General features: G+C 69.3%; 8 protein-coding genes and 1 tRNA gene. 4 read left to right on the top strand and 5 right to left on the bottom strand.

Features of this window, described 5'->3' with window-relative positions:
* Window positions 1-58 precede the first annotated feature (58 nt).
* Entirely contained in the window at window positions 59-1246 is a 1188-nt protein-coding gene (locus RZ50_RS13355) for a TerD family protein (RefSeq protein WP_217680528.1), read from the bottom strand.
* A 339-nt stretch (window positions 1247-1585) separates the two neighbouring features.
* On the opposite strand from RZ50_RS13355, the gene RZ50_RS13350 reads away from it, so the two are divergent.
* From RZ50_RS13350 to RZ50_RS13340, 3 genes are all read left to right on the top strand, one after another.
* Window positions 1586-2779 carry an HpcH/HpaI aldolase/citrate lyase family protein gene (locus RZ50_RS13350; protein ID WP_196952603.1) on the top strand — a complete coding sequence of 398 codons (1194 nt, stop codon included), beginning with the start codon at window positions 1586-1588 and terminating at the stop codon, window positions 2777-2779.
* A 105-nt stretch (window positions 2780-2884) separates the two neighbouring features.
* The gene (locus RZ50_RS13345) at window positions 2885-5419 is read left to right on the top strand and encodes a phosphoribosyltransferase (protein WP_196952602.1); all 2535 of its coding nucleotides are present in this window, start codon (window positions 2885-2887) and stop codon (window positions 5417-5419) included.
* Window positions 5419-6285, top strand: coding sequence for an HAD family hydrolase (locus RZ50_RS13340; protein ID WP_254802474.1), 867 nt, complete (start codon window positions 5419-5421; stop codon window positions 6283-6285). The genes RZ50_RS13345 and RZ50_RS13340 overlap by 1 nt, the downstream gene beginning before the upstream one ends.
* A 16-nt stretch (window positions 6286-6301) precedes the next feature.
* Here the strand turns inward: RZ50_RS13340 and RZ50_RS13335 are convergent, their stop codons facing one another.
* Both RZ50_RS13335 and RZ50_RS13330 read right to left on the bottom strand, forming a co-directional pair.
* The gene (locus tag RZ50_RS13335) at window positions 6302-6520 is read right to left on the bottom strand and encodes a zinc ribbon domain-containing protein (protein ID WP_196952601.1); all 219 of its coding nucleotides are present in this window, start codon (window positions 6518-6520) and stop codon (window positions 6302-6304) included.
* 22 nt (window positions 6521-6542) lie between these two features.
* Complete coding sequence (locus RZ50_RS13330) at window positions 6543-7910, bottom strand: hypothetical protein (RefSeq protein WP_308271622.1); 1368 nt, start codon at window positions 7908-7910, stop codon at window positions 6543-6545.
* A gap of 160 nt (window positions 7911-8070) precedes the next feature.
* Here RZ50_RS13330 and RZ50_RS13325 point away from each other — a divergent pair.
* Window positions 8071-8142, top strand: a tRNA-Val gene (locus tag RZ50_RS13325).
* Between the two features lie 428 nt (window positions 8143-8570).
* Here RZ50_RS13325 and RZ50_RS13320 read toward each other — a convergent pair.
* A complete protein-coding gene (locus tag RZ50_RS13320; protein WP_196952600.1) occupies window positions 8571-10121 on the bottom strand; it encodes a hypothetical protein in 1551 nt (516 codons plus the stop codon).
* A 229-nt stretch (window positions 10122-10350) separates the two neighbouring features.
* Window positions 10351-12369 carry an NACHT domain-containing NTPase gene (locus RZ50_RS13315; protein ID WP_196952599.1) on the bottom strand — a complete coding sequence of 673 codons (2019 nt, stop codon included), beginning with the start codon at window positions 12367-12369 and terminating at the stop codon, window positions 10351-10353.
* Between the last annotated feature and the right edge of the window lie 145 nt (window positions 12370-12514).

Here is a 12514-nt window from a genome sequence, read left to right as displayed (position 1 = left end):
GGACCCGCTGGCCTCGCCGGCCCCGCAGGCTTCCAGGGGCGGCGGGGCGCGCGGGCGGTCAGTGGGGCTGGAACTGCGGGCCCTGCGGGGGCAGGGCGAACTCCTCGGCGGCCGGCGCCGGGGGCTGCGGGGGGACGGGCGGCTGCTGGCCGGTGCCGGGCTGCGGGTAGCCGTAGCCGGTCGAGGGCTGCTGCTGGGGGTAGCCGTAACCGGTGCCCGGCTGGGGTTGGGGTTGGGGCTGGGGCTGCTGGTACGGCTGGTTGGGCTGCGGGTGGTCGTAGCCGGTCGAGGGCTGCTGCTGCGGGTAGCCGTAACCGCTGTCGGGCCGGGGCTGCTGCTGGGGGTAGCCGTAGCCGGTGCCCGGCTGCTGGGCCGGGGGCGCGGTCGGGGCCGGCGGGACGTTCGGGGGCATGGTGGGCGGGGCCACCGGCGGGGGCGGGGTCGGCGGTGCGGTGGGCGGCGGCGTCGAGGGGCCGCTCGCGGCGGCGGCCGGTGCCGGCGCCGGCGGCTGGGACAGCGGGGCGGTCGGGGGCTGGGCCGGTGCCGGTGGCTGGGTCGGCGGGACGGCCGGGGCCAGGGTGAAGGTGCCGGGCTCGGGCGCGACCGGGTGCGGGGTGGCGCGGGGGTCGACCGTGCCGGCGGGGGCGGCGGCGGACGCGGACGCCGGGTCAGACGGCTGCGCCTCGGGGGCGTCCGCCTCGTCGTCGACGGTGATGCCGAAGTCGGTGGCCAGGCCGATCAGCCCGGAGGTGTAACCCTGGCCGATCGCCCGGAACTTCCAGGCGCCGTCGCGCCGGTAGAGCTCGCCCGCGACCAGGGCGGTGACGTTCTCGGCGTCGGCGATCGCGAACTCGGCGACCGGGGGCACGCCTTCACCGGTCGTGGCGTCGAACAGCAGTAGCAGCAGCCCCGGGACGGCGCGGAACGGGCCGCCCTCGGAGGAGCCGGCCAGCACCACCCGGTCCACCTCGGCGGGCAGCTTGGCGAGTTCGACCTCGACGGTGTCGATGATCTCGGCGCCGCCGGAGGTCTGCTGCTTGGGCAGGTGGCGCACCAGGCCGGAGGGGTGGCGCGGCTGGTTGTAGAAGACGAAGTCGGCGTCCGAACGGACCTTGCCGTTGGCGCCGAGCAGCAGCGCGGACGCGTCCACGTCCGGCGCACCGGGCGTGGCGCTCCAGCGCAGCACGGCGCGGACCGCCGCGGCCGGCAGTGCGATGTTGGCGCCCTTGGCCATCACGTGCGTCATAGCCGACCATCCTGCCCGTTCGCCACCCCTTCGGACAACGTGACCGGGACGTTCGGGGCCGCGCCGGACTTTGCCAAGAATTGCGCCGGATCGGGGTTTGCCGTCGCGGCCACCGCGACCGGCCCGGCGGGGCGTGGTGGTGAGGCGGTGTTCCGGGGGGCGTTCCGGAGGTGTTCCGGGATGTTCCGGGAGTTCAGTGCCCCGGGGCCGGGAACGGCCGGAATCCGTCCGTACGATGGGCGTTCGAAAGGCCCCCGGGGGCTCGGCGGAGGGAGTCCGCCGATGGTGCGTCCAGGAGAAACCGCGGGCCGGAGGCCGTCCACCCCCGAGGAGAGCACCTTGCGCCATTTCGGCCACCTCCCCGACGACGTCCGCGCCCGGCTCTTCCTGGAGCAGCCGCGGACGTTCACCGCGCGGAGCGAGCCCGCGGTGCTCGCCACCGCGCTCGGCGGTACCCTCTACAGCCCCGCCACCAGGCCCGCACTGGCCGCCGACATCCGCAAACAGGCCGGTCGGGGCGTGGTCTCGATGGTGCTCTGCCTGGAGGACGCGATCGCCGACCACGAGGTGGACGCGGGCGAGCGGAACCTGGTCGAGCAGTTGGCTGACCTGGGCAACGATTTCACCGACTGTACACAGGATCACCCGCTTCTCTTCATCAGAGTCCGCAGCGCCTCCCAGATCCTTGACCTGGCCGAGCGGCTGGGCCCGGCCGGAGCGCTGCTCAGCGGCTTCGTCCTGCCCAAGTTCACCCCGGAGAGCGGCGGCGCCTACCTGGCCGCACTCACCGCCGCCGAGGCCGCGACCGGGCGGCGGCTGTTCGCCATGCCCGTCCTGGAATCGCCCGAACTCGCCCACCTGGAGACCAGACGTGAGCAGCTCTTCGGTATCGCCGAACTGCTCGACGGGCACCGCGAGCGGGTGCTCGCCGTCCGGCTCGGGGTCACCGACCTGTGCTCCGCGTACGGGCTGCGGCGCTCGCCCGACCTCACCGCGTACGACGTGGCGCTGGTCGCGGCGGTGATCGGGGACGTGGTCAACGTGCTCGGCCGGGCGGACGGCACCGGGTACACCGTCACCGGGCCGGTCTGGGAGTACTTCCCGGTGCAGGAGCGGATGTTCAAGCCGCAGCTGCGCCGCACCCCGTTCGCCGCGACCGCCGGGACGGCCCGGGCCTCCGGCGAGGAGGTCCGCCGCCGGATCATCGAACACGACCTGGACGGGCTGATCCGCGAGGTCGAACTCGACCGGGCCAACGGGCTGCTGGGCAAGACCTGCATCCACCCCAGCCACGTACCCGCCGTGCACGCCCTCTCGGTGGTCACGCACGAGGAGTACTGCGACGCCCGCGACATCCTCCGGCAGGAGCAGGACGGCGGCGGGGTACTGCGCTCGGCGTACACCAACAAGATGAACGAGGCCCGGCCGCACCGCGCCTGGGCGGAGCGGGTGCTGCTGCGGGCGGAGGTGTTCGGCGTGGCCCGGGAGGACGTGAGCTTCGCCGAGCTGCTGTCGGCCTGCCTGTGCGGCTGAGAACCGGGCTGTGCGGCCGAGCACGCCGAGAGCGCTGAGAGCCGAGCTGTGCGGCTGAGAACCGAGCACGTGATCCGACGAGCACCATCGAAGGCGGGACCAGTAGTGACGACAGCGACAGCCGCAGCCGCAGCACGACAGACGTGGACCGGGCGCTGGGTCGCCGACCGGGCCGGGATAGCACTGACCGGGTCGGAGCGCCTGCCCGAACTCGTCGGCCTGGCGCTGCGCTCCGGCAACCCCCGGCGTGCCCACCTGCTGGTCTCCAGCGTGCTCGGCAAGCACGTCCCGCAGCGGCCCGCCGTGGTGCACGGCGCCGGGCTCGAACTCGGCCGCCGGGTGAGGGAACTGCTCGGCGACGGGGCGGCCGCGCGGGCCGTCGTGCTCGGCTACGCGGAGACGGCCACCGGCCTCGGCCACAGCGTCGCCGACGGCCTCGACGCCCCGTACCTGCACTCCACCCGCCGGCCCGTCCCCGGGGTGACCCCGCTCGGCGGCTTCGAGGAGGAACACTCGCACGCCACCTCCCACCTGCTGCTCCCCGCAGACCCCGAACTCCTCGCCGGGGACGGGCCGTTGGTGCTGGTGGACGACGAACTCTCGACCGGCCGCACCGTCCTCAACACCATCCGCGACCTGCACGCCCGCCACCCGCGCGGCCACTACGTGGTCGTCGCCCTCGTCGACCTGCGGGCACCCGCCGACCGGCACCGGCTCGCCGAGGCCGCCGCCGGACTCGGCGTCCGGCTGGACGTGGTGGCCACCGCGAGCGGCGCCGTCGAACTGCCCGGGGACGTCGTCGAGCGGGCCGAGCGGCTGATCGCCTCGGCGCCACCGGCCGCGCTCCCCCCGGAGGGAGCGCCCGCGCCGCTGGTCCGGGTCGAGCTGGACTGGCCCGCCGGGCTGCCGGACGGCGGTCGGCACGGGTTCACCGCCCGCGACCGCGCCCGGCTCGACGTCGTACTGCCCTCCCTGGCCGGGCAGTTGGCCGAGGCGCTGTGCGGGACGGCGGCGCGGATTCCGGAGCGGGTGCCGGAGCGGGCGTCGGAGTCGCTGCCGGAACGGGTGCTGGTGCTCGGCTGCGAGGAACTGATGTACGCGCCGCTCCGCCTGGCCGGGGCGCTCGCCGAGCGGCTCGGCGACGGTCGGGTGCACTACTCCACCACCACCCGCTCGCCCGTCCTCGCCGTGGACGACCCCGGCTACGCCATCCGCACCCGGCTGGCCTTCCCCGCCCACGACGACCCGCGGGACGACGGCTCGCGCGAGCGCTACGCCTACAACGTCGCGCCCGGCGCCGACCCTGCCCGGCGCTTCGACGCCGTGGTGCTGGTGGTGGACGACGTCGCCGACACCCCGGCCCTGCACCGGGGCGAGCACGCGCTGCTGAACCAGCTGCGGCGGGTCACCGACCGGGTGGTGCTCGCGGTGCTGCCCTCCCACCGGCCGGTGCCGACCGCCCGTCGACCGGTGCCGCCCGTCCGTCGACCGGCGCTGCCCGCCCCGCTGTACGGCCCGGCGTTCTCCTCGTACCGGCCCGAGGAGGTGGCCTGGCTGCTCAAGGACCTCTCCGGGGTCCGGCTCGAAGCCCCCACCGAGGAGCGCGAGGAGGCCGTCCAGAACGGCGGCGCGCACTACGCCGAGTCGCTGCCGGTCGAGTACCAGCCCAGCCCCGATTACCAGGAGCTGTTCCACCAGGCACTGCGCGGCTCCGCCGACCGGATCGCGCTCGCCGTCGGCACCGTCGCCGAGACGCTGCTGCGCGAGCGCGGCCCCGGGCTGGTGCTCGCCTCGCTGGCCCGGGCCGGGACGCCGGTCGGCATCCTGGTCCGCCGCTGGCTGGCCTTCGCCCACGGCCTGGACGTCCCGCACTACGCGGTGTCGATCGTCCGCGGCCGGGGCATCGACCCGGTCGCCCTGCGCTACCTGGAGGCCCACCACCGGGCCGCCGACGTGGTGTTCGTGGACGGCTGGACCGGCAAGGGCGCGATCACCCGCGAACTCGCCGACGCCCTGGCCGGCACCGGCTTCGACCCGGACCTCGCGGTGCTCGCCGACCCGGGCCGCTGCGTGCGCACGTACGGCACCCGGGACGACTTCCTGATCCCGTCCGCCTGCCTCAACTCCACGGTGTCCGGGCTGGTTTCGCGCACCGTGCTGCGGGCCGGGCTGATCGGGCCCGGGGACTTCCACGGCGCCAAGTACTACGCGGAACTCGCCGGCGGCGACGTGTCGGCGGCCTTCCTGGACACCGTGGCCGAGCACTTCGCCCCGGTCCGCGCCCTCGCCGTTGAGGCCGCCGACCGGCTGGCCGCCGACCCGGACCGGGCGCCCGACTGGGCCGGTCGGGCCGCCGTCGAACGGATCAGCGCCGAGTACGGGATCGACAACGTCAACCTGGTGAAGCCCGGCGTCGGCGAGACCACCCGGGTGCTGCTGCGCCGCGTCCCCTGGCGGGTGCTGGCCCGACGCGGTGCCGGTGCCGACCTCGACCACGTCCGGCTGCTCGCGGCCCAGCGCGGCGTCCCGGTGGAGGAGGTGGACGGGCTGCCGTACACCTGCGTGGGCCTGATCCACCCCCGCTACAGCCGGGGCGCGACCGGGGCCAGCGGCCGGGCCGTGCCGGCGGGGGAGTCCTGATGGCGGGCGTGCCGGTGGCGGGGGCGTCGGTGGAGGGGGCGTCGGTGGCGGGGGAGCTCGGGCCGGATGTGCTGGTGGCCAGTGACCTCGACCGCACGCTCATCTACTCCGAGCGGGCACTGGCCCTGGACGGCCCCGACCCGCTCGCGCCGAGGCTGCTCTGCGTCGAGGTGCTGGACGGGCGGCCGCTGTCCTTCCTCACCGAGCGGGCCGCCGGCCTGCTCGCCGAACTCGCCCGCCGGGCCCGCTTCGTCCCCGCCACCACCCGGACCGTCGAGCAGTACCGGCGGGTCAACCTGCCCGGCCCGACACCCGGTCACGCGATCTGCGCGAACGGCGGGCAACTGCTGGTGGACGGCGTGCCGGACCACGACTGGCGCCGCGAGATCACCGCGCGGCTCGCGGCCGGCTCGGCGCCGCTGGCGGAGGTCGTCCGGCAGCTCGCGCTGTGCGCCGACCCGGAGTGGACGCGCAAGCGGCGCGTCGCCGACGAGTCGTTCGCCTACCTGGTGGTCGAGCGCGACCGGCTGCCGGGCGGCTGGCTGGCGGAGCTGACCGGCTGGTGCGCCGAGCGCGGCTGGCGGGTCTCGCTCCAGGGCCGCAAGGTGTACGCCGTGCCGGAGCCGCTCAGCAAGAGCGCCGCGCTCGCCGAAGTCGTCCGGCGCAGCGGTGCGACGACGGTACTGGCGGCGGGCGACTCGCTGCTGGACGCCGACCTGCTGCTCGCGGCGGACGCCGCCTGGCGGCCGGGGCACGGCGAACTGGCCGACAGCGGGTGGACGGCCCCCGGCGTCACCGCCCTGGCGGAGACGGGGGTGGCGGCGGGGGAGGAGATCGTCCGTCGGTTCCTGGCGGCTGCCGGCTAGCCGCAGCAGTCGCCGGTCAGCCGCAGCAGCCGCCGCCGCAGCAACCGCCGCCTCCGGCCTGCTGCGGGGCTCCGGATCCGGCTCCGGCGGTGCCGGTGACGGCGACGGTGGACAGCAGCTTCACGGTGTCCTGGTGGCCCTGCGGGCAGACAGCGGGATCGCTGGCCTGCGCCATCGGACGGCGGAGCTCGAAGGTGGCGCCGCAGGAGCGGCAGCGGAAGTCGTAACGTGGCATGGCGGCAGCGTACCGAGGAGTGCTACCGCTGGTGGCCGAGATCGCCGCGGATCATGCCGATCACCTGCGCCGCCGCCTCCCGCACCGCCGCCAGCTCGGTCAGGAAGTACCAGTAGTCGGGGTGCCGGCCGGCCGCCTGGAGGGTGGCCACCGCGCGGTCCAGCCGGGCCACCGCCTCGTCCAGCGGGGCGGCGTGCCGCGGGTCCGGCGCGCTGCGGCCCGCCATCGCCAGGCGCTGCGCGTCCCGTACGGCGAAGCGGGCGCGCTCGACCTCCCGGTTGGGGTCGTGCTGCACCTCGTTCAGCTGCCGCAGCCGCTCGTTCACCGCGAGCACCGAGCCGTCCGCGGTCTCCAGCAGGGCGCGGACCGTACCGATCGCGGCCGTGGCGTCCGCCCAGCGCTGCTCGTCCCGGGCCCGGGCGGCCTCGGCCAGCCTGCGCTCGGCGGCGCGGCCGGCCTCGGCGACCTGCTCGGGCACCCGCTGGAGGTCCTGCCAGCAGGCGGCGCTGAACCGGCGGCGCAGCTCGCTCAGCGCGGGCTCGACCGTCGCGGCCTTGGTCTCCAGCGCCTGGATGCGGGTCCGCAGGCTGGACACCCGCCGGTCCAGCTCCCGGGCCCGCTCGGGCAGCTGGGCGGCGTCCGCGGTGATCGCCTCGGCGCGCTGGCGCACCGAGTCGGCGCGCTGCAGGGTGGCGGCCACGCCGTGCCGGGCGGGGCCCTCGTTCAGCCGCCCCAGCTCGGGCGCCAACTCGGCCAGCCGGGCCGCCAGGTCGTCGGCCCGCAGACCGGCGCCGCGCACCTCGTCCAGCGTGGTGGTGGCCTGCAACAGCGCGCGCTTGGCCTGCTCGACGGCCGGGGTGACCCGCATCAACTGCTGCTCGGCGTGCTGCAGGGTGGGCTGCAGGCGGCGCAGGAAGTCGGTCAGCTCGGCGCGGGCGGAGCCCAGCTGGCCCCGCACGTCCTCCAGCAGGCGCTTGGCCTGCGCGGCCGCGCCCGCGTCCAGGGTCTCGCTGTCCAGGTTGTGGGCGTCCAGGGCGCCGAGGTAGTTCACGGTGACCTGCTCGACCCGGCCGGAGATCGCCGGCAGCTCGGCCAGCGCGCGCCGCGCCGTCGCGTCCTCCTCGGCCGCGCGGACGGTCTCCACCGCCAACTGCAGCTCGCGCTGGGTCTCCTCCAGCTCGTAGAACGCCTCCTGCGCCGCGGCCCGGGCCTCCTTCGCCTCCGCCCGCACGCCCTCGCCGCCGCGCCGGCCCCACCAACCGCCGCTCCCGGCGGACGCCAGCCCGACCGCCCCCAGCGCGCCCGCCAGCACCACCGGCAACACCAGCGCGTCGCCCAGCGCACTCCGCCCCCGACGCCCCCGCCGCCCGCTCCCGCCGGCCACCGCCACTGCGCGCTCCCTGCTCCGACCCGCTGATCCGCGCCCATTCTCCCCGATGCCCCCGCCACAAGGGCACCCACCCGTGCCACTCCCCGGCCACCCGCGTCACACCACCCCGCGCGACCAGGTACCCTAGGCACTCGTCGTGCGCCCGACAGGGCCACGACCGGGGCGCGTAGCTCAGTGGTAGAGCGCTGCTCTTACAAAGCAGATGTCGGCGGTTCGAAACCGTCCGCGCCCACCCCGTGAACAGGTGAAACGCGCACTGCGGCCCAGGTCAGGAGCATGATCCCGACCGGGGCCGCAGTCGCTACCGCAGTCTCAGACGGTCTCGGCACAGTCTCACTACACGGGTTCTCCTCCTAAAATCCCCCCAAACGATCATGGGGAACCTGCAGGTCAGGGCGACGCGAACGTGGAAGCGCCCCCACGCCGCTCACGCGGCGTGGGGGCGCTTTCGAGTCAGGGCGGAGGGGGTCATTCACCTGTCCCGACAATCGACCTGAGGCTGGACGGTTCCGTCCACCCGTCGACCGGAGGGTGCAATCGGCAACGGTGGGATGGATAAGATTCGAGGCATGCTCGGGCATCGTCTCGCCCTAGAGCCGAACCATCTCAGGGCTGTCGTGGCAGATTCAGACAACCCCGAGATGGGTTCCAAGGTATCGCTCAAACCCTGGTGCTGGCGAAGTCAATGTTCGTTAGAACGCTGATCTGGTCGCTGACGAGTCGTTCATACGCCCTTTCCCATACGTCGTATTTTAGGCCGTCGGCGCCGTCCAGCGAATCGAGGAACGCAAGGATCAGTTTCTGCTGCAGAGGATCATGGGATAGATGTATCTGCCCAACCACCTCATCGGGCTGAAATGCTCCGACCCTTACTCCACCGGCAAGGGCAGACAAACGGTCGCGCCAGTCATCCATATCAGCGCAGGGCGCAAATGATGAGATTGCCAAGCTGGCCAAAGCGCACCGCCGGGCGTCGCTGATAATTCCAGCCCTAACATCTTTCCATTCACGTCGAACCTTCCCCTGCGCAGTCCTGTTCAGCGAGGAGAGGTCCGCAGAACACAGAATCGCTCCAAGTCCGGTGAGTGAGAAATCTGACACCCAGGCGCGGAATGCTGCGGCTGGCGCTCTGAAAAGCCAAATCCGTCCGGCTGCTTTCTTGCCAACATGGTCGAGCCAGAGAACAGTCTCATCGTCGAGGGACTTCAGCCTGCTAAGCCAACCCAGTTCTGCAGAACCTTCATGGGCTAGGGAATATTCGGTTAGTGTTTTGAGGTATTGAATCTCCTCCTTCGGAACTTTATCATGCCTCCGTCCGTGAACCGCCACCGTCAAGATGAGGTGCGCAAGCCCGGCGCGGCTGACATTACTCCGGCACTCGGAAATGGCGTCGCAAGGAGTGGATATCCACTGCGAGCTGCTTTCATCGGACCAGTTCCCGACGAAGCGCCCGGAAGCAGCTGCGTAGGGTAGGAATGAATGGCTTCCCTGGATGCTATCCGCCAAGTCTCCGGTAAGCTCCTTGAAGCCAAGGATCCCAGTCCAGGATGCCTCAATACTGCGCCACGCCTGGAGATCTCCGACGATCGACGGTTTCGAAAGGTCCTCGTGCGTGACTGTGCCTGAGTCAAGGCTCTGAAGTGCTGCTGCGACTGGCCATGGGAAAAGCGGGGAGTCGAGTCGCAAATTGGCTCCAGCTTCATCTACGGCGCTTGCCGCAGCCGCCAATGATGCAGTCGATGGACTAGAAGAGAACTGATGGACTTTTGAAATCCAGTGATCTGCCGGAATCCCGGTCACGTCCATAGAATCCCAGATCTCGTTCTCGCCGATTCGAGAGACGTGGAGTCCAATACGCACAATCCCGAGGTCGGCCGACGGATGCGACTGTTCATCCACTACCCGGTGTGATTCGATAGCAGTCGTAATTCGGCAGAACCAGTCCGGGACGCCGGGAAGAGAGAGGCTATGCGTCAGCTCCCGCCTCCATCGTCCGGCCATTAGAAGGCGAATTTCGCTGATCGGAACTTCAAGAAGATGATTTGCAGAAATGCTAAGCATTTCGGTGGAGCCCATCTCGAATCCGAGTGCGAGGAACTTTTTACGAATCTCGGAGCCGCCCGAGGTATATAGAGCTTCTAGACGTTGCGAAGCCCATGAGTCTCCCAAGCCGGCAAGAGTTGCTAGGAACGCAAGGAGGGCTTCAGTCACTCTGCGCCCCTCATGCACCCATCTGTCGACGTACTCTCGCGCGATATTTCGCCCGGTCTCGCTAAGGGACGGAGCCAGCTCTTCGAGCTCCTTGACCGCAGGGTGCGACATTAGGCTAAGTGCTAGATCGACTAGGACGGACTCATGCTTAGGGGACTTGACCATTCCGTCTGTCAGGATATGAATGGAAAGTCGAGATCCCAGAAGGAGGCGACGAGTTGGGGCATCCTCATGTGCGATGTAGCTGTTGGCCTATGGCAAACAGAAAAACGTTGCGCCAATGGGCGCTTGCGCAGATAGCGCGCAGCCGAGCCCGGAGATCATCGTCGGTTCCGGACATCAAGGCATCTGCGGCCCAGAACTCCTGAAGCGACCGAATTTCAAAGCCTACTTCGCCGGCGCGGGACGGCACGAGAAACACAAGGCGGTCTGTGGCCGCGAGGCTGATCGAATTGGCAAGTGCTTCAAGTTGGGCCCCTGAATGCCCTTCGCCCTCCAGGCGGCGCCGAATTATAGTGCCAAATTCTCCCATCTCAATTCGAGATTCCGTATCTCCGGACCGCTCGCTACGCGTTTGAAGTAGCAGTCCCACGTCTGCATGAATTGTGTCGATGTCAGCGCGATGGTCTCGAAGGAGGTTGGTTGACGGCCCTTCTTTTTCAAGTTCGCGTTCATAGATTACTCGATAGTAATCCTTGAAGAGCGTATACCTGTCCTTCGGGGCCTTTCCCATTCGATCCAGAAGGACGGCCATAATTGTAACTTGGAGCGGCGACGACATAAGCCTCGCTGTTGAAGCTTCGTCGGCGGCTTGACTCAGGCGATTCATGAGGCGCTCTGTGCGGTCAGACTGGGCGCTGTGCCTGGCTTTAGCAAGTTTCCTGCCGTAATGCAGGGCTTGCTGTCTATTCAGAGGCTTCAACTCTAGATGTGAATAGTGGGCTGGAGAGAACTCATCGGTGTAGCCCTGGGGTCTGGTAGTAGCGACGGTCACGACGTCTGCCGCTAGCTCTTCAACATCCATCATGAACTCGGCCACGGCGGCCATGACCTGATCCCTATTGCTAGAGATCGGCACTTCGTCAAGTCCGTCAAGCAGCACCAGCCACGGAAATGAGCCAAGCCATTCGCGGAGATCTTGCGCATTTACGTTTACGTCGGACGCGTCAGCCACCCGGGATGCGATGAACTGCAGAATTGACTTGGAGCGCCCATGTGCCAGATCATCTGCCAAGTGTGTTAGAGGAATTTTCACCGGCCATCGATGAGCACGCGGCGCGAGCCCTTCTCGCCCCGCGTGTTCGGAGATGACGTCAATGGCTTTCTGTACCTCCGCAGTACGTCCTGCCGGCGTTTCTGCGGTGAGCTTTGCCCTGAACAGCTGGCAGAGAAACTGGCTAGCCGTGCTCTTTCCTTGCCCGGGACCTCCTACTAGCACAAAGCGGCTCTGCCGAGCCTTAGAGGGGCTACCAGCGGACTTTGACGCTTTCCTGTCGCATACAGAAACTAGAGTTCGGAGAACTCCTTGTGTATCGCGGGAGTAGTGATCGCCCGGCGGACCAATCGGAAGATCGATGAACACATCAGCTAGGGGAATTTGCAGGTCGTCAGCGGATCCTGCTTGGTCGAGGTTTACGTGGAGGTCTCGACGGAGCTCTTTGGCGAGATAGCGCTGCAGCGCTTTTCCTACCTCTTTCTTTCGGCCGGTGAGGTTTGAGTAAAGCTCCGATAGGATGTCTCCGGGCAGGACCCATGACGCATAGCTTGTGCGGATCGACGAGTGCTTATCAAGCAGTCGTCCGATTGTTTCCAGGTGCCAGACGTGCCAGCCCTTTATCCCCATTGCCGCGCACTGTGAGTCAAGCTCTTTTGCTACTCGATCAAGACCTCCTGTGTGCGGAACTCCAGAGAGGCCGACATTGGTGATAAAAAGAATATAGTCTGGTTTTCTTGTGCGTCGAACAGATAGCTTCCACGACTTCATTTCCTCGCGGATCTGATTGATTAGCCATGTGGCATCTTTCTTGGGCGTCGTCGGCGTCTCGCAGTACTTAGCCTGAAGTACTGAATAGCCCCTCCATGTCGGCCCGTTTGTGCCGAACGTTAACTCACCCTCGAAGGTTGCTTCTCGCCCTCCATCGGGCCCGGGGCCGAAGATCGCAAGCGTCGAACCGAACTCGGCGATGGCAAGCGCTTGAGAGAGGTTCTCAAACTCGCGCGGGCCCAGCCTGGAGAGATCGAATTTCATGTGCGCAGTATGGCGTAAGTGGGGATGCTGCGGGTGACGTTTCGACAAGTTGCTCTGGACGCGGTTATGGGTGGAGCAGATCGCTGGGGCATGCACCAGCGAAGCCGACTGTCGAGAAGCCTACTTGTCTGTACTCCAAGGTAAG

This window comes from Kitasatospora sp. SUK 42, from assembly GCF_015776785.2.
GTDB lineage: Bacteria > Actinomycetota > Actinomycetes > Streptomycetales > Streptomycetaceae > Kitasatospora.
This window is presented reverse-complemented; position numbering and strand designations above follow the sequence as displayed.